The sequence below is a fragment of the Streptomyces sp. JB150 genome, from assembly GCF_011193355.1.
Lineage (GTDB): Bacteria > Actinomycetota > Actinomycetes > Streptomycetales > Streptomycetaceae > Streptomyces.
This window is the reverse complement of record NZ_CP049780.1, coordinates 7,102,983-7,119,408: the sequence shown is the minus strand read 5'-3', so window position 1 is coordinate 7,119,408 and position 16,426 is coordinate 7,102,983. Positions and strand designations below refer to the sequence as shown.

General features: G+C 74.6%; 14 protein-coding genes, 2 pseudogenes and 1 riboswitch. Of the genes and pseudogenes, 6 read left to right on the top strand and 10 right to left on the bottom strand.

Annotated elements, in window-relative coordinates; all coding sequences use genetic code 11:
• Window positions 1-91 precede the first annotated feature (91 nt).
• Window positions 92-721 (bottom strand): MBL fold metallo-hydrolase, encoded by a 630-nt coding sequence (locus tag G7Z13_RS32370; protein WP_166004196.1) that lies wholly within the window; start codon window positions 719-721, stop codon window positions 92-94.
• Window positions 721-1,809 carry an S-(hydroxymethyl)mycothiol dehydrogenase gene (locus G7Z13_RS32365; RefSeq protein ID WP_166004194.1) on the bottom strand — a complete coding sequence of 363 codons (1,089 nt, stop codon included), beginning with the start codon at window positions 1,807-1,809 and terminating at the stop codon, window positions 721-723. The genes G7Z13_RS32370 and G7Z13_RS32365 overlap by 1 nt, the downstream gene beginning before the upstream one ends.
• Before the next feature lie 411 nt (window positions 1,810-2,220).
• Here G7Z13_RS32365 and G7Z13_RS32360 point away from each other — a divergent pair, with 411 nt between their 5' ends.
• Window positions 2,221-3,975 (top strand): ABC transporter ATP-binding protein, encoded by a 1,755-nt coding sequence (locus G7Z13_RS32360; protein WP_166004192.1) that lies wholly within the window; start codon window positions 2,221-2,223, stop codon window positions 3,973-3,975.
• Between the two features lie 89 nt (window positions 3,976-4,064).
• Here the strand turns inward: G7Z13_RS32360 and G7Z13_RS32355 are convergent, their stop codons facing one another.
• Window positions 4,065-4,313, bottom strand: a complete 249-nt coding sequence (locus tag G7Z13_RS32355) for a hypothetical protein (protein WP_166004191.1) — start codon at window positions 4,311-4,313, stop codon at window positions 4,065-4,067.
• A gap of 172 nt (window positions 4,314-4,485) precedes the next feature.
• Here G7Z13_RS32355 and G7Z13_RS32350 point away from each other — a divergent pair, with 172 nt between their 5' ends.
• From G7Z13_RS32350 to G7Z13_RS32335, 4 genes are all read left to right on the top strand, one after another.
• Window positions 4,486-4,851 (top strand): nuclear transport factor 2 family protein, encoded by a 366-nt coding sequence (locus tag G7Z13_RS32350; RefSeq protein ID WP_166004189.1) that lies wholly within the window; start codon window positions 4,486-4,488, stop codon window positions 4,849-4,851.
• A gap of 43 nt (window positions 4,852-4,894) precedes the next feature.
• Window positions 4,895-4,979, top strand: a riboswitch (ZMP/ZTP riboswitch).
• 22 nt (window positions 4,980-5,001) lie between these two features.
• Entirely contained in the window at window positions 5,002-5,850 is an 849-nt protein-coding gene (locus tag G7Z13_RS32345; RefSeq protein ID WP_166004188.1) for a bifunctional 5,10-methylenetetrahydrofolate dehydrogenase/5,10-methenyltetrahydrofolate cyclohydrolase, read from the top strand.
• A gap of 237 nt (window positions 5,851-6,087) precedes the next feature.
• Window positions 6,088-7,404, top strand: a complete 1,317-nt coding sequence (locus G7Z13_RS32340) for a cytochrome P450 (RefSeq protein ID WP_166004186.1) — start codon at window positions 6,088-6,090, stop codon at window positions 7,402-7,404.
• Window positions 7,405-7,544: 140 nt separating this feature from the next.
• Window positions 7,545-8,774: a glycosyltransferase gene (locus G7Z13_RS32335; RefSeq protein WP_166005515.1), complete on the top strand. Its 1,230-nt coding sequence runs from the start codon at window positions 7,545-7,547 to the stop codon at window positions 8,772-8,774.
• Between the two features lie 141 nt (window positions 8,775-8,915).
• On the opposite strand, the pseudogene G7Z13_RS32330 reads toward G7Z13_RS32335, so the two are convergent.
• Window positions 8,916-9,239, bottom strand: a pseudogene (locus G7Z13_RS32330) (TetR/AcrR family transcriptional regulator); the annotation flags it as partial.
• Between the two features lies 1 nt (window position 9,240).
• Between G7Z13_RS32330 and G7Z13_RS32325 the strand changes: the two are divergent.
• A pseudogene (locus tag G7Z13_RS32325) lies at window positions 9,241-9,672 on the top strand (YncE family protein); the annotation flags it as partial.
• Between the two features lie 54 nt (window positions 9,673-9,726).
• Here G7Z13_RS32325 and G7Z13_RS32320 read toward each other — a convergent pair.
• From G7Z13_RS32320 to G7Z13_RS32295, 6 genes are all read right to left on the bottom strand, one after another.
• The gene (locus G7Z13_RS32320; protein ID WP_166004185.1) at window positions 9,727-11,706 is read right to left on the bottom strand and encodes a TetM/TetW/TetO/TetS family tetracycline resistance ribosomal protection protein; all 1,980 of its coding nucleotides are present in this window, start codon (window positions 11,704-11,706) and stop codon (window positions 9,727-9,729) included.
• Between the two features lie 168 nt (window positions 11,707-11,874).
• A complete protein-coding gene (locus G7Z13_RS32315; RefSeq protein ID WP_166004183.1) occupies window positions 11,875-12,375 on the bottom strand; it encodes a metallophosphoesterase in 501 nt (166 codons plus the stop codon).
• Window positions 12,376-12,425: 50 nt separating this feature from the next.
• On the bottom strand, window positions 12,426-12,605 hold the full coding sequence (locus G7Z13_RS32310; protein ID WP_166004181.1) for a hypothetical protein: 180 nt from the start codon (window positions 12,603-12,605) through the stop codon (window positions 12,426-12,428).
• 70 nt (window positions 12,606-12,675) lie between these two features.
• Window positions 12,676-13,029 (bottom strand): DUF6479 family protein, encoded by a 354-nt coding sequence (locus tag G7Z13_RS32305; protein ID WP_206313181.1) that lies wholly within the window; start codon window positions 13,027-13,029, stop codon window positions 12,676-12,678.
• A 95-nt stretch (window positions 13,030-13,124) separates the two neighbouring features.
• Window positions 13,125-13,544, bottom strand: a complete 420-nt coding sequence (locus tag G7Z13_RS32300; RefSeq protein ID WP_166004179.1) for a CBS domain-containing protein — start codon at window positions 13,542-13,544, stop codon at window positions 13,125-13,127.
• Window positions 13,545-13,600: 56 nt separating this feature from the next.
• A complete protein-coding gene (locus tag G7Z13_RS32295) occupies window positions 13,601-16,048 on the bottom strand; it encodes a SpoIIE family protein phosphatase (RefSeq protein ID WP_166004178.1) in 2,448 nt (815 codons plus the stop codon).
• Window positions 16,049-16,426: the final 378 nt, after the last annotated feature.

Below are 16,426 nucleotides of genomic sequence, written 5' to 3'. Positions count from 1 at the left end.
CCTCCTGTCGCGTCAGTGGTCGGCTTCGAGAATGCCGGGGAAGCCGGACATCTTCTGTCGCCTTTTCGCGCCGGGTCGTCGTCTCCCTCGTTCAGTGGCCCCGCGCGATCCACTCCTCCAGGTGGGGTGCCTCGGCGCCGATCGTGGTGCCGTCCCCGTGTCCGGTGAGGACCTTCGTCTCGGGCGGGAGGGTGAGCAGCCGGTCGCGGATGGAGTCGATGAGGGTCGGGAAGTGGGAGAAGGACCGTCCGGTGGCGCCGGGTCCGCCCTGGAAAAGGGTGTCGCCGGTGAAGACGGCGCCGAGGCCCGGGTCGTACAGGCAGACCGCGCCGGGGGCGTGTCCCGGGGTGTGCAGGACGGTCAGGTCGGCGCCGGCCGCCTCGATGACGAGGCCGTCGCGCAGCCAGGCGTCGGGTTCGCGCTCCGGGTGGGTCTGCTGCCACAGCGGCAGGTCGTCGCGGTGCAGCCAGATGACGGCGCCGGTGCGGTCGGCGAGGGCGGGCGCGGCACCGATGTGGTCGTTGTGGGCGTGGGTGCACACGATGGCGGTGAGCCGGCGGTCACCGACGGCTTCGGCGATGGCGTCGGCGTCGTGGGCGGCGTCGATGACGACGACCTCGTGGTCGTCGCCGACGATCCAGACGTTGTTGTCGACGTCCCAGGTGCCGCCGTCGAGGCGGAACTGGCCGGAGGTGACGAGGCGTTCGACGCGGGCGGTCATCACAGCACCACCACCGAGCGCAGGACGTCGCCGCGGTGCATCCGCTCGAACGCCTTCTCGACCTCGTCGAGCGCGATGGTCTCGGTGACGAACGCCCCGAGGTCCAGGCGGCCCTGCAGATGCAGGTCGACGAGCATCGGGAAGTCGCGCGAGGGCAGGCAGTCGCCGTACCAGCTCGACTTCAGCGCGCCGCCGCGGCCGAAGACGTCCAGCAGCGGCAGCTCCAGCTTCATCTCCGGGGTGGGGACGCCGACGAGGACGACCGTGCCGGCGAGGTCACGGGCGTAGAAGGCCTGGGTGTACGTCTCGGGGCGGCCCACCGCCTCGATGACGACGTCGGCGCCGAAGCCGCCGGTCAGCTCGCGGATGGCGGCGACCGGGTCGGTCTCGCGGGAGTTGACGGTGTGGGTGGCGCCCATCGTGCGGGCGGTGGCGAGTTTGCGGTCGTCGATGTCGACGGCGATGATCCGTGCCGCGCCCGCCAGCCGTGCGCCGGCGATGGCCGCGTCACCGACGCCGCCGCAGCCGATGACGGCGACCGAGTCGCCGCGGCTCACACCGCCGGTGTTGATCGCGGCGCCGATCCCGGCCATCACCCCGCAGCCGAGCAGTCCGGCAGCCGCGGGGGCGACGGCGGGGTCGACCTTGGTGCACTGCCCGGCCGCGACCAGCGTCTTCTCGGCGAACGCGCCGATGCCGAGGGCCGGGGAGAGCTCCTGTCCGGTGGCGGCGAGGGTCATCCGCTGGGCGGCGTTGTGGGTGTCGAAGCAGTACCAGGGGCGTCCGCGCAGACAGGCCCGGCACCGGCCGCACACCGCTCGCCAGTTGAGGATCACGAAGTCGCCGGGCGCCACCTCGGTGACCCCGTCGCCGACCGCCTCCACCACCCCGGCGGCCTCGTGGCCGAGGAGGAAGGGGAACTCGTCGGTGATGCCGCCCTGCTTGTAGTGCAGGTCGGTGTGGCAGACCCCGCAGGCCTGGACCCGCACCACGGCCTCCCCCGGCCCCGGGTCGGGTACGACGATGGTCTCCACCCGCACCGGCTCGTCCCTGCCCGGTGCGATCACGCCGCGCACTTCCTGCGCCATGCTGTTGCTTCCTTCCGTCCACGGGTGTCCGTCCCGCTTGCGACCCTACGGCCGATTGATCGCCAAGGGTGTGACCGACGAGCGCGCGGGGCACTTTCCGGCCACGTCCCGCCGGCCGCCGGGCCGTGCGGTCGGTCCGTCCCGAGAGGTCGCCCGGCACTCCGCCGGTCGGTCCGCGCGCCGGGCCCCGGCGGGCCGCACGTCCGCCCGGCGCCGAGCGCGCACGGCCGGCACACGGCCTGCGCGCGGGACGGCTCCGGTGCCCGCGCCTGCGGGGACCGCTCCGCGGAGTGCGGGGCACCCCGTCGTCGCGGGTGCCTCGCGGTCCGGCGCGAAAACGGGGGCCGGGCGCGCGTCGGCCGTCGTAGCCTGACCTCGGTCCGCCACTGGCCGCGACGGCGAAGGAGAACCGTGACCCGCACCGAGACCCCCACCGGACCGCCCCCGTGGCGGCTGCTTCTCGGCTATGTCCGACCGCACCGATGGGCCCTGCTGGCGGGCGCGGTGCTCTCCCTGGTCACCGGGGCGACCGGCCTGCTGCTGCCGCTGGTGGCGCGGGAGTTGATCGACGACCTGGCCCATGACCGGTCGATCGCGAGCGCGTTGCTGCTGATGTCACTGCTCGTCGTCGCCAACGCGGCGGTGGGCGGGCTCGGTTCATACGTGCTGCGGCGCACCGCGGAGTCGGTGGTGCTCGGCGCCCGGCGCGCCCTGTCGTCGTACCTGCTGCGGCTGCGGATCGCCGCCGTGGACCGCAGCGAGCCGGGCGATCTGATGGCCCGGATCACCTCCGACACCACCCTGCTGCGCGAGGTCACCACCGACTCGCTGGTCGGGCTCGGCACCGGCGGGCTCACGCTGGTGGCGACCGTGGTGATGATGGGGCTGGTCGACCCGGTGCTGCTGGGGGTCACCCTGGCCGTGGTGTTCGCGACGGGCACGATCCTCGGCGTGATCGTGCCGCGCATCAACCGGGCGAGCCGCCAGGCGCAGGACGCGGTCGGCGTGATGGGGGCCTCGCTGGAGCGGGTGCTGGGCGCGCTGCGCACGGTCAAGGCGTCCGGCGCGGAGCACCGCGAGGAGGAGACGCTGCACGCGGCCGCGGAGGAGTCGTGGCGGCAGAGCGTGCGCGCCGCGAAGTGGACGGCCGCCGCGGGCAACACCGCCGGGCTGTCGATGCAGATCGCCTTCATCACCGTGCTGGCGGTGGGCGGGGCGCGGGTGGCGACCGGCGCGATCGACATCGGCACCCTGGTGGCGTTCCTGCTGTACGTCTTCTATCTGATGTCGCCGATCCAGCAGGTCGTCGGCGCGATCACCCAGTACCAGACCGGTGCCGCGGCCCTGACCCGCATCCAGGAGGCGCTGCGGCTGCCCGCCGAGCCGCAGGCGCCGGCGGTGCCGCTGCCGGACGCCGACGCCGAGCCGGCCTCGCTCGCCTTCACCGACGTCCGCTTCCGCTACGCGGAGGATCTGCCGTACGTCCACCACGGGGTGACGTTCTCGGTGCCGCCGCGCGGCATGACGGCGTTCGTCGGCCCGTCCGGGGCGGGCAAGACCACCGTGTTCTCGCTGATCGAGCGGTTCTACGACCCGGAGGAGGGCGGGATCACGCTCGACGGCCGGGACGTCGCCGAGTGGGAGCTGTCCCGGCTGCGGTCGGCGATCGGCTACGTGGAGCAGGACGCCCCGGTACTGTCCGGCTCGCTGCGGGGCAACTTGCTGCTGGGCAATCCGGGGGCGGACGAGGACACGCTCACCCGAGTGCTGAAGACGACCCGGCTCGACGGGCTGGTCGCCCGGCTGCCCGACGGTCTGGACACCCTGGTCGGGCACCGTGGCACCAAGCTGTCCGGCGGGGAGCGGCAGCGGGTGGCGATCGCCCGCGCGCTGCTGCGGCGGCCCCGGCTGCTGCTGCTGGACGAGGCGACGTCGCAGCTGGACGCGGTGAACGAGGCGGCGCTGCGGGACACGGTCGCCGATGTGGCCCGGACGACGACGGTCCTGGTGGTCGCGCACCGGCTGTCGACGGTGACGATGGCCGACCGGATCGTGGTGATGGACGCGGGCCGGGTCCGCGCGGTGGGCACCCACCGCGAACTCGTGGCCGCCGATCCGCTGTACGCGGAGCTGGCGGCCACGCAGTTCCTCGCCTCGACGGACTGAGGGTGCCCGCCCGGAACGGCGCCCCGGTGTCCGGCCGGCTACCGGATGGCGTGCACCGGCCCGAGCACGGGCGCGACCGGGGCGACGAGCTAGTTCAGCTCGTTCAGCCGGTTGATCTGGTGGACGTTGCCGAGCTGGCGCAGCTGGGCGGAGGGCCGCGGCACGGCGTCCTTGTGCTCGGCGGGCAGGTCGCTGACGGCGAGCGAGTCGAGGGCGCCGATCGGGTTGAGCTTGCCGGAGCCGGCGCCCGCGTCGGCCGCGTTCGCCAGGGGTGCGGCCAGACCCGTGATCCCGGCGGCGAGGGCAACGGCGGCGGCGATACGACGTGTTGAGATCATGCCTGGAGCAACGCGGGCCGCCCGCGCGCGGACACGGCCACCCGGCCGGGCTCACCCGTCAGGCGCAGTATCCGCTGCGCTTGCCGGGGCCGGAGAGGCGGAGGAGCCTCGTAGGTAAGGCCCTTCGCGGCCCGCCGCCAGACCGGGCCGCCCCCTTTTCGAGGAGGTCACGATGGGCACCGCGGCCACTCCCGCCTTCGACACCGAGACACTGCGCCGGGGCATCGAGGGACACGACTCGGCGACGCTGATGTCGCTGTACGCGGACGACGCGCGACTGCGGGTCGTCGACCGCAACACCCAGCCCAGCCATCCGCGGGTGCTGCGCGGCCGGGACGAGATCGGCGAGCTGCTCGTCGACGTCTACGGCCGGGACATGGCGCACAAGCTGGAGGACTGTGTCGTCCAGGGCGACCGCGCGGCCTTCAGCGAGTCCTGTGAGTACCCCGACGGGGTCCGGGTGCTCGCCGAGTCGATGGTCACCCTGCGCGACGGCAAGATCGTCGACCAGACCATGATCCAGGCCTGGGACGAGTAGCGCCGGGCCGGGCACCGCGCCGCACACGGCCTCGGTTACGCTGGTCCGGGGCCGTGACTGGCGCTGAGGTGGAGTACCACCGGGGAGCGGTCCACGTGGAGTCGATGCCGCGCGCCTGGGCGATCCGGTCGATCGACCCAGGAGTGGATCATGTCCCAGGCCCGGCTCATGGACGGCACCGCGCTCGCCCGGCGCATCGTCGAGGAGACCGCCGAGCGCGCGGCCGGCCTCACCGGCCGCACCGGCACGGCACCGTGTCTCGCGACGGTGCTGGTGGGCGAGGACCCGGCGTCGGTGACGTACGTGAAGATGAAGCAGAACCGCTGCCGGAAGGCCGGCATCGCCTCCCGGCACGTCGCCCTGCCCGCCACCACGACCACCGGGGAGCTGGTGGGCACGTTGCGTGAGCTGTCCGCCGACCCCGGGGTGCACGGCATCCTGCTGCAGCACCCGGTGGGCGACCACATCGACGAGCGGGCCGCGTTCGAGGCGATCGCGCCCGAGAAGGACGTGGACGGCGTCACCTTCGCCTCCTTCGCCACGATGAGCTTCGGCCTGCCCGGCTTCGTCTCGTGCACGCCCGGCGGCATCATGCGGCTGCTGGACGAGTACGGCATCGACCCGGCCGGGAAGCGGGCCGTGGTGGTGGGCCGCAGCGCGATCCTCGGCAAGCCGGCCGGGATGCTGCTGCTCGCCCGGGACGCGACCGTCACCTACTGCCACTCGCGCACCGCGGATCTGTCGGCCGCGGTGCGCGAGGCGGACATCGTGGTCGCCGCGGTCGGCCGGCCCCGGCTGATCCGCGGCCAGGACGTCAAGCCGGGCGCGGTGGTGATCGACGCCGGCTACAACCCGGGCAACGTGGGCGACGTCGACTTCGACTCGGCCGTCGAGCGCGCCTCGCTGATCACTCCCGTGCCGGGCGGGGTCGGCCCGATGACCATCGCCACGCTGCTTCAGCAGACGGTGGACGCGGCGGAGCGGCAGCTCGGGCTGTGACGGGCGGGAGGCCGGCGCCCGCCCGCGGCGCGCCGGATTCCCGTGAGCGCTTGGCGTGCGTCGGCCTCCCGCGGGACGTGTGCGAGGCGTTGGTCTCCCGTCAGCGCTTGGCGTGCGGGGGTCTCCCGTGGTGACCGTGCGACGTGCGCCGGCCTCTGTGTGGCGCGGCTCCCGGTGATCGAGTGATGCCGCGCACACACGGAGGGTGCCCGCGTGAACACGTGTTAGCGTCCGGCCGTGACTCTCTCGGCACCGGAAACGATCAGCCCCGACGGGGCCTCCCACCAGGCCCTCGACCTGCTCGATCTCTTCGGCGACGGCTTCGTCCGCGACCCGTATCCCTGGCTGGACACGCTGCGCGCCGAGGCCCCGGTGCACCACGACCCGCGGACCGGGCTGTGGCTGGTCAGCCGCCACGAGGACATCCGGCGGGTGCTGCTCGACCCGGGCGTCTTCCACCCGGACAACGCCCAGCACGCCGTCACGCCGCTGCCGGTCGGGGTGCTGCGGGTGCTGGCCCGCGCCGGGTTCAACCTGCCCCCGGCGCTCGCGAACAACGGCACCGCGAGCCACCCCGGACTGCGCCGGGTCGTCACCCGGTTCTTCGACGCCCGGCGCGTCGCCGCCGCCGTACCGGTGATCGAGCGGATCGCCGACGAGCTGCTCGCGGCGGCCTGGGAGCGGTTCGACGCCTCGGGCGAGGTCGACCTGTTCACGTCGTTCGCGCAGGTGCTGCCGTGCCGGGTGCTGATGGAGCTGCTCGGCATCGACGGGGTCTCCCCCGCCACGCTGATCCGCTGGAGCGACGCCTCGCTGGAGCTGTTCTGGGGCCGGCCGACGGCCGAGCGGCAGCTCGAACTGGCGCCGCTGGTCGCCGAGTTCCACCAGTGGCTGACCCGGACCGTGCGGGCCGGCGCCGCCCGGCCCGGTTCGTTCGTCGCGGCGCTGGCCGAGCACCGGCTGCCCGGCGGCGAGCCGCTGGACGTGCGGACCGCGGTCGGCGCGTGCTTCTTCGTGTTCGTCGCCGGGCAGTCCACCACCGGCCAGCTCATCGCGACGGTGCTGCGCCGGGCCCTCGCCGAGGACGGGCTGTGGTCCCGCGTCGCCGACGAGCCGGGCCTGGCCGAGGGCTGGGTCGAGGAGGTGCTGCGCCGCGAGCCGCCGGTGACGACGTGGCGCCGGGTCGCCGCGCGCCCGGCCGAGCTGGGCGGGGTGGAACTGCCCGAGGGCGCCCAGCTGCTGCTGATGCTGATGGGCAGCGGCTCGGACCCGGAGGTCTTCGACGCGCCCGAGCGGATGTGCCCGCAGCGGGCGAACGTCCGCCGGCACCTGGCCTTCGGTGTGGGGCGGCACCTGTGCCCGGGCGCGACCCTCGCGCGGACGGAGGCGGCGGTGGCGCTCCGGCAGGCGGCGCGCCGGCTGCCGCGGGTGCGGCCGGCGGCGGCCGAGGACGTGCCGATGCTCGGTCTGCTGTCGTTCCGGGCGCCCCTGCGGGTCGCGGTGGAGCGGCCGGGGCAACCGGACGCGGAGGCGCAGGGGGCTCAGGAGACGTAAGGGCGGACGCCTCCGGTGGTGGGGAGCCATGGTCGCGGCCATCCGCCGTCGGCGGTCCACCGGGCTGGCCGAAGGATACGGCGGAAGCGCCCGGGCGCGGCGGTAGCGGCGGCATACTGGCCGTTGTGCGAGTGGCGATCATGACGGCGGGCTCGCGGGGTGACGTGGCCCCGTACACCGGGCTCGGGCAGGCGCTGGTGCGGGCCGGGCACGAGGTGACGCTGGTGACCCACGGCTGTTTCGAGCCGCTGGTGGCGGGCTCGGGAGTGGGGTTCCACGCGCTGCCGGTGGATCCGCGGGCCGAACTGGAGACCTCGCGGGGGCGGGGGCTGCACCGCAGTGCCGGCGCGGTGGGCAAGCTGGTGCGGATGGTGGGGATGGCGCGGTCCCTGATCGGGCGGATGACCGATGACCTGCTCGCGGCGGCGCGCGCCAGTGAGGCGCTGCTGCTGTCGAGTTCGCTGGGGCCGCTCGGGCACACCATCGCGGAAGGGCTGCGGCTGCCGAGCATGGGGCCGTATCTCCAACCACTCGCCGCCACCCGGGAGTTCGCGCCCGCGGTGCTCTCCGGCGGCTCGTGGGGAGCGGCCGGCAACCGGCTCGGCGGGCTGGGGGTGGGGCTGGCCGTGGAGCGGGTGTTCTCGGCGGCCGTTCCGGCGGTACGGGACCGTCTGGGGCTGCCGCCGCGGACGGCGGGCGCGGCGTGGCGGGCCCGTGAGCGGGGGAACTGGCCGGTGCTGCACGGATTCAGCCCGCTCGTCGTGCCCCGGCCGCGCGACTGGCGCACCGGGCTCGGCGTGGCCGGGTACTGGTGGCCGTACGACCGTGCCCCCCGGCTGCCGGCCGGGCTGGCGGACTTTCTCGACGCGGGTCCGCCGCCGGTCTTCGTCGGCCTGGGCAGCGCGACGGTGCCGGATCCCGGGCGGCTGAGCGGGGAGATCGTGCGGGCGCTGCGCGCCGCCGGGCTGCGCGGGGTGTTCCAGCGGGGGTGGGGCGGGCTGGCGGCGGACGGCGACGACATGCTGACCGTCGGGGAGGTGCCGCACTCCGTGCTGTTTTCGAGGATGGCCGCGGTGGTGCACCACGCGGGCGCGGGCACCACGGCGGCGGGGGTACGCGCCGGAGTACCCGCCGTTCCCGTGCCGGTGCAGTTCGACGCCGGGTTCTGGGCGTCCCGCCTGGTCGCCCTCGGGGTGGCGCCCCGCGCGGTCCCGCTGCGCCGGCTGACCGTCGCCGCCCTGACCCCGGCCCTCGTCCGCGCCACCCGCGACCGCGGCATGCGGGAACGGGCCCGGACGCTGGCCGCACGGGTGCGGGAGGAGGACGGGTCGGCGGCGGCGGTGGAGTGGGTGAACGGGCTGCGCGGCTAGAGAGGGCGTGCGCGGCTGCGGCTTCGCCGGGCGGGGGTGGGAGACCTCGAGGTCGCGGTTGCTGACCTGGGCGTAGGACCGGTCGGTGGGCTGGCAGCAGACGTCGCCCGCGGCCGCAGGCCATGGACACGGCCGCCCGCCCTATTTCTGGGGGTTCCAGTCGACCGGCCGGAGGATGCCCAGGAGTTGGCGGACCAGTTCCGCCACGACCTCGTCGAGGGTGGCGGGTACCCAGCCGGCGGTCCAGTCGTGGAGGAGGCCGTTGACGCTGCCGATGAAGGCGGTGGCGGGGAGGTGGTAATCGCGGGGCACGGCCTCGCCGCGGGCGGCGGCGGCCTCGGCCTCGGTGCGGATGAGGTCGACCCAGCGCGCCCGGCGGGCCAGGCGCTGCTCCTCCAGGCGCGGGCTGACGCCGACGATCTCGACGAAGGTGATCCGGACGCGGCGCGGGTCGGCGGTGACGTTAGTGTCGTTCTTCAACGGCTTCTTCGAGTACGACGTCGCCACGGACCGGATCACCCGGACGAGAACCCTTCCGAAGAACCCCGCCACCAGCGAGGACCGCACCACCTGGGTCAACGACTCCCGCCATCACGGCATCACCATGAAGCCGGACGGCACCAAGCTGTGCGTCGCGGGCACCATGGACGACTACGCGACCGTCGTCGACCGCACGACGCTCCGGGAGGGCCCGCTGGTGCCCGTCGCCAAGCCCTACTGGGCGACCGTCAGCGGCGACGGCAGGTCCTGTGTGGTCTCCGAGAGCGGCGCCGACCGGGTGACCGCCATCGACTTCGCCACCGGCGAGAAGACGGCGTCGATCGCGGTCGGCGACCACCCCCAGCGGGTGCGGCTGGCCCGGGTGCCCGCGAACTGGACGGGCCCGTCGGCCAGGTGACGGGGTGAGCGGCGGACGGCGGCTGTCCGGAGCCGCCGCCCACCTGACGCGTCGTCAGCTCTCCGTCCGGTTCCTGCCGGTGACCTTGAGCAGGTACTCCTTTCGGTTCAGCGGGTTGTGGTCGGTGCGCGGGCGTTCCGGTACGGGAGCGCTCCGCTCGACGGGTGCGTAGTGGTCGAAGGCGCTCTCCCACTCGGCCTCGCCCCTCGTCAGCCCCGGCAGCCGTTGCTCCAGGGCGTGCACCCGGGCCGCCGGCACCACACCGTCGAGCAGGCAGTGGGCGCCGCGCGTCTCGGTGGTCCGGGGCACCGCCCGCAGCGCGGACAGCACCGGGAGCAGCGCGCCCAGGGTGTCCGCCGGGGCCTGGAGCCGGAACCGGTGCATCGGTTCGTGCACCCGCGTCCCGGCCCGGCGCAGCGCCTCGGTCAGCACCAGCGGGGTCAGGCCCCGGAAGTCCGCGCCGGTGCTCGACATGCTCTTGTCGAAGCCCTGGTGGGCGTGGCTCTGGCGCGGTGAGTACCCGGAGTGGGTCATGGTGACAGTGCAGTCGGTGACCTGCCAGCCGTGCAGGCCCTGGGTGAGGGTCTCGCGCACGGTGTCCTCGACGGCCTTGAAGAAGGCGTACGGCATCGAACCCAGCTCCACTTCCAGGCGGAACGCGTTGCCCGCGCCGTCCGGGGCGGGCTCGACGCGCAGCCCCACCGTGGCGAGGAACGGATTGCCGTCCTTCTTGTTGAACTCGACCGCCGCGCCGGTGCCGACGGGTCGCTCGACGCACAGCGGTGTCGTCTCGCGGAAGGTGACGTCGAGGCCGTACTCGTCGGCGAGGGTGGCCTGGACGACCTCCTTCTGCACCTCGCCGTAGAGGGACACCGAGGTCTCCTGGCGCACCTCGTCGTGGCGCAGGCCGATCAGCGGGTCCTGCTCGGCCAGCTGGGTGAGCGCCAGATGCAGGGCCCGCCGGTCCGCCGGGCGCGCCGGCTCGACGACGGTCTCCAGCGTGGGCGGGGCGAAGAGGTGTCCGTCCGTGGTGCGGGGTACGCCCAGCCAGTCGCCGGTCCTGACCTCGGTGAGGCCCCACAGCCGGGCGATGCGGCCCGCGGTGACCGCGTCCCGGCGGATGTCGGTGCCGTCCTCGAAGACGTGGACGGCGGTCACCCGGCCCTCGTCGCCGCGGGCGCCGAAGCGGATCCGGTCGCGGGTGCGCAGCGTGCCGGAGAAGAGGCGGGCGTAGGCCACCTTCTCCCCCGCCGGGCCGCGCTCCACTTTGAAGACGGTGCCCGAGACGGGTCCGTCGGGGTCACCGTCGGCGGGGGGCAGCAGCCGCCGGATGCCGTCGGTGAGCGCGTCGACGCCCGCTCCGGTGATCGCGGAACCCGCGTACGCCGGATGGACCAGGCACCGCCGGGTCTGCTCGGCGAGGGCCGTGTGCAGCAGGGCGTCGGGCACCGTGCCCTCGACGTAGGCGGCGAGCAGGTCGTCGTCGTGGTCGGCGAGGACGTCGAGGGCGGCCGGGGCGGGGCCGGGGGTGAAGCGGGCGGCGGGGGTGCCGAGGGCGGTGGCGGTGCCCATGGGGACGACGGCCGCCGAGAGCCGTTCGGCGGCGGCGCGCAGGACGTCCTCGTAGGCCGCGCCCCGGCGGTCGATCTTGTTGACGAAGAGGAGGGTGGGGATGCGCAGCCGGCGCAGGGTGCGCATCAGCACGCGGGTCTGCGCCTGGACGCCCTCGACGGCCGAGACGACCAGGACGGCGCCGTCCAGCACGCCGAGCACCCGTTCCACCTCGGCGATGAAGTCGGGGTGACCGGGGGTGTCGATGAGGTTGACGGTGACGTCGTCGAGCGGGAAGGAGACGACGGCGGACTTGATGGTGATGCCGCGCCGGCGCTCCAGCGCGAGGGTGTCGGTGCGGGTGCTGCCGGCGTCGACGCTGCCGATCTCGTCGATGACTCCGACGCTGTGCAGCAGCCGTTCGGTCAGACTGGTCTTACCCGCGTCGACGTGCGCGACGATCCCGAGGTTGAGCAAGTGCACGAAGCGTCATGTCCTTGGTGAGGGGGGTCATTGCGTGCGGGACGGACATGGACGCAGTGCGCATGGATCGCTCCTCCGGGCGCGACGGACGGGTCGGACGCAGTGCAGCAGAACCGGGGAGCGGGGCGCCAGTGAATTAACGGGCCGCGGGGCTCGGACGGGCCGGTCTCAACGCGGTGGGAGCCGGTGCAGGGTGACCTCCGTGAGAAGCCCGTCGGCGACGGTGGCGGTCATGTAGGTGCAGTGCGGCTGCCGGCGGCGGTCGGTGGGCGAGCCGGGGTTGAGCAGGCGCAGGCCCGAGGGGGCGGTGGTGTCCCAGGGGATGTGGCTGTGGCCGAAGACCAGCACGTCGAGGTCGGGGAAGCGGGCGGCGCAGCGCGCCTCGCGACCCTGCGCGGCGCCGGTCTCGTGCACGGCGCCGAAGCGCAGGCCGCCCAGTTCGGCACGCGCCACCTCGGGTAGCCGGGCCCGCAGTCCGGGCCCGTCGTTGTTGCCGTACACGCCGATCAGCCGGCGGCAGCGGCGCTCCAGCAGGTCGAGGGTGGCGGTGTCGACCCAGTCCCCGGCGTGGAAGACGACGTCGGCGTGCGGCAGTTCCGCAAGCAGCGGCTCGGGCAGTGCCCTGGCGCGCTTGGGGATGTGGGTGTCGGCCATCAGCAGCAGGCGCACGGGTTCAGCGTACGCCGGTGATGGTTGGCCGTACGCCTGTCGTGTGCGGGTCAGTCCTCACCCCTGACGATGTTCCACTCCGCGGCGGTGTGCGGCGCGGGCGGGCCGTCCGGGCCCTCCACCGGGGCCAGGCAGGTACGCAGGGCGGGTTCCTCCCTCAGGCGGCGGGCCCTGGACCAGCCTGTCTCGGGCCGGCGGGCAGCGGGTTCGTCACTGGTCGGGGTGGTCACGGCAGGGTCCCTTCACTGGGTGTGGTCACCCGGGTCCCCCACGGTGACCCGGGCGAAACGCCGGGCCCGCTCAGGTGGTCGGGCCGCCACCGCCGAACGAGCCGCTGGAACCGCGGTCCCAGCGCGGGCGGTGCTGGTCCTCGCTGGGGGAACCGCCGGTGGGCCGCAGCTCGTGCGGGGTGAGCCGTTCGCCCTCGGCCATGTCGTGCGGCTCGCGCTGCTCCCGGGTCTCGTGCACCGGCCCGGACTCCGGCAGCGTCGGCTGCTTGCCGGTCCTCGACCGCCGGGCCTCGCTGCGGCGCACCCGGATGCCGTACTGGACGGCCCAGATGAGCGCCGCGGTGATGAGGACGCCTGCGATCACGATGATGATCATTCCGACCGGGGAGCCCGAGGCGGCTGTGGTGTACGCGGAGGTGTTCATGGGGGTGCGGGTACCCGCCGGGGGTGGATGAATGGCCGGCGGCTTGCGGGAAGGGTGGCGCCGGGCGGGGACGGCTCCCCGCCCGGCGGGTGGCCCTAAGTGTTGGGGCGGGCCACGCTGATGTCGCCGAGGGCGGAGTCCGGGTCGCGTTCCATCGCCAGGTCGCCCAGGGAGACGATGCCCACGGGGTGGCCGTGGTCGACGACGGGGACGCGGCGGACCGCGTGCTCGCGCATCAGCTGGACGGCGTGGTCCAGGTCCTCGTCGGGCGTGAGCGTGAACAGGTCCTCGCTGCACACCGAGGCGACCGAGGTCTGCTCCGGGTCGCCGCCCTCGCACAGCGCGCGGACGACCAGGTCGCGGTCGGTGACCAGGCCGCGCAGGGAGTCGTCCTCGGTGACCAGGACGGCGCCGATGTCCTCGTCGCGCATGATCCGGGCGACCTGGGCGACCGAGGTCACCGGTTCCACGGTCACCGGATCGGCGGTCATGATGTCGCGGACGTGCTGGGTCATGGCGTACCTCCTTCTGGCCTCACCTCAGAGGTGGTCGCCGCTCCGGGTACCCGCGCTCAGGTCTCGTCCAGCACGATCTCGCACCACACCTGTTTGCCGCCGCTGACCGGCACGGTGCCCCAGGCCGCCGACATGGCCTCCACGAGCAGCAGGCCGCGCCCGCCGGTGGCCTCCCAGCCGATGCTGGTGGGCCGTACGGGGGTGCGGGGCGAGGAGTCGGCGACGGCGACCCGCAGGCGGCTGCCGACCAGGGTGAGGTCGAGGCGGACCGGGCCGTCGGTGTGCACCAGGGCGTTGGTGACGAGTTCGGAGACGACCAGCAGCACGGCGTCGGCGTACCGGGCGACGCCCCAGGCGCGCAGGGTGCGGTTGGTGAAGCGGCGGGCGTGCCGGACGGCCTCGGGGACGCGCCACACCGTCCAGCTCTCCCGGAGGGGGCGTACGGCCATGCCGTCGTAGCGCATCAGCAGCAGGGCGACGTCGTCGCTGCGGCGGGCCCCGGTGAGCAGGGTGTCCGCGACCAGGCCGAGGTGGGCGGGGTCGGCGCCCGCGAGCCGGCGGGCGAGCTGGTCCATGCCCTGGTCGATGTCGGCGTCCGCGGACTCCACGAGGCCGTCGGTGGTGAGGGTGATCAGGGTGCCGGGCGTCAGGCGCAGCGGGGTCATGGGGAAGTCGGCCTGGGAGATCACGCCGAGCGGCGGGCCGCCCTCCGCCTGGACGATCCGGGTGCTGCCGTCGGGGTGGCGCAGGAGGGGCGGCAGGTGGCCGGCGCGCACGCACCAGCCGGTGCCCTCCTCCATGTCGACGTCGACGTAGGCGCAGGTGGCGAAGAGGTCGGTCTCCATGTCGACCAGGAGCCGGTTGGCGTGCGAGACGACCACGTCGGGCGGGTGGCCCTCGACGGCGTAGGCGCGCAGCGCGGTGCGCATCTGGCCCATCAGGGTGGCGGCGGCGGCGCTGTGGCCCTGCACGTCGCCGATGACGAGGGCGACGTGGTGGTCGGGCAGCGGGATGACGTCGTACCAGTCGCCGCCGACCTCGAGTCCGGCGGTGGCGGGCAGATAGCGGGCGACGGCGACCGCGCCCGGCAGGGTCGGCAGGCGGCGGGGCAGCAGCTGACGCTGGAGCATGCCGACGAGTTCGTGCTCGGCGTCGAACGCGCGGGCGCGCATCAGGGCCTGTCCGGCGAGGCCGGCGGAGACGGTGAGCAGGGCGCGTTCGTCGGGGCCGAAGTCGTGCGGGCGGTCCCAGCCGATGAGGCAGGCGCCGGCCATCCGGCCGCCGGCGGGCAGCGGCAGCACGGCGAGGCCGCCGGGCCCGACCTCGGCGAGGGCGGGTTCCAGCGGGGTGCCGGCGGGCCAGATCTGGGCGCGGCCCTCGCGCAGGGCGGTGGCGAGGGTGGGCATGGCGCGCACGGGTGCGTCGGGCCACTCGGTGCGCCACTCCAGGCGCCACAGCTCGGGCCAGGCCTCGGGTTCGGGCGGGTCGAGGACGGTGACGACGAGCCGGTCGTGTTCCAGTTCGGCGAGGGCGATGCGGTCGGCGCGCAGCGGCCGGCGCAGGGCGGCGACCACGGCCTTGCTGACCTCGCGGACCGTGCCGGCGGTGGCGAGGGCGGAGGCGAGCCGCTGGACGCGGGCGACGTCGGTGACGTCGGAGCGCAGCCCGGCGGCGTCCTCGACGGTGCCGACGAGCAGCGCGGGCCGGCCCTCGCCGCCCGGCAGGAGCCGGCCGCGCAGCCGCAGCCAGCGGGGCGGTCCGGCGGGCCGCACCACCCGGAACTCCAGCTCCCGCTCGCCGACGGTCATGTGGTCGGCCTCGACCACGGACATGAGGGAGGGCAGGTCCTCGGGGACGGTGAGGCCGAGCAGGGTCTCGACCCGGCCGTCGAAGTCGTCGCGGGTGACGCCGAACAGGTGAAGGAGTGCGTCGCCGACCTCGACCCGGCCGCTGTCCATGGCGAGCGAGAAGGCGTTGGGCGGGAGTTCGCCGCCCTCCGCGCGGCCGGGCGGGGCGGGGCAGGAGACGGCGTCCGCGATGAGTTCGAGGGACGTGCGCTGGTGGGTGTCGAAGCCGTGGGGTTGCTCGCTGACCGCGAGGAGGCAGCCGCCGCCGGTGTCCCGGTGCGCGGGCAGGGCGGCGAGGTGGAACTCCGGTCCGGGGGTGCGCCGGCTGTCGGAGCGGGCGGCCAGGTCGGCGGGGCCCAGCCAGACCGGCTGCCCGGCGCGGTGGGCGTCGGCGACCGGGGAGCGCCCGGCGAGCGGATAGGTGTCGCGCAGTCCGTAGAGCGTGCGGGGCACGCCGGCCGACTCCACCAGGCACAGCTGTTCGCCGCCCTCGGCGGGGGTGTACACGGCGGCGAAGGTGGCCCCCGCGAAGACCAGGGCCTGTTCGAGGACGCGGTGCAGCCGCCCGGGCGCGCCGCGGTCCTCCATGATCGCTCGCAGCGCGGTCTCGGCGCGCGGCGTCGCCGTTCCGCGTCCCGCAGCGCCCTCACTGACCACGTCCGTATTACAGCGCTAATGCGACGCCCGCGCAGCCCCTGCGGTCGCGGCGGGGGGTCGGTGCGAGGGCCGGCGAGCGGCCAGGACGGGGCCGACCGGCGACCGGGACAAGGTCGGCAGGCAACCGTTCGAGGTCGGCAAGCGGCTGCTGCGGCGCGACGGACAGCCCGTGCGCGGTCGGCGAGCGGCCAGGACGGGGCCGACCGGCGACCGGGACAAGGCCGGCAGGCAACCGTTCGAGGTCGGCAGGCGGCTCGTGCGGGGCGACGGGCGGCCGGGACGGGCTCTACGGACAGCCCGGGCAGGGCTGGCGGGCGGCCGTTCGGGGGCGACGAGCGGCCCGCGGGGGTCGGTGGGTGACCCGTGCGGGGGTCGACG

What these genes read in the sequence shown, in the direction of transcription:
- G7Z13_RS32370 (WP_166004196.1), bottom strand. Translation starts at nt 721, where the DNA reads ATGACCGCCCGCGTCGAACGCCTCGTCACCTCCGGCCAGTTCCGCCTC.
- G7Z13_RS32365 (WP_166004194.1), bottom strand. Translation starts at nt 1,809, where the DNA reads ATGGCGCAGGAAGTGCGCGGCGTGATCGCACCGGGCAGGGACGAGCCG.
- G7Z13_RS32355 (WP_166004191.1), bottom strand. Translation starts at nt 4,313, where the DNA reads ATGATCTCAACACGTCGTATCGCCGCCGCCGTTGCCCTCGCCGCCGGG.
- G7Z13_RS32350 (WP_166004189.1), top strand. Translation starts at nt 4,486, where the DNA reads ATGGGCACCGCGGCCACTCCCGCCTTCGACACCGAGACACTGCGCCGG.
- G7Z13_RS32345 (WP_166004188.1), top strand. Translation starts at nt 5,002, where the DNA reads ATGTCCCAGGCCCGGCTCATGGACGGCACCGCGCTCGCCCGGCGCATC.
- G7Z13_RS32335 (WP_166005515.1), top strand. Translation starts at nt 7,545, where the DNA reads ATGACGGCGGGCTCGCGGGGTGACGTGGCCCCGTACACCGGGCTCGGG.
- G7Z13_RS32305 (WP_206313181.1), bottom strand. Translation starts at nt 13,029, where the DNA reads ATGAACACCTCCGCGTACACCACAGCCGCCTCGGGCTCCCCGGTCGGA.
- G7Z13_RS32300 (WP_166004179.1), bottom strand. Translation starts at nt 13,544, where the DNA reads ATGACCCAGCACGTCCGCGACATCATGACCGCCGATCCGGTGACCGTG.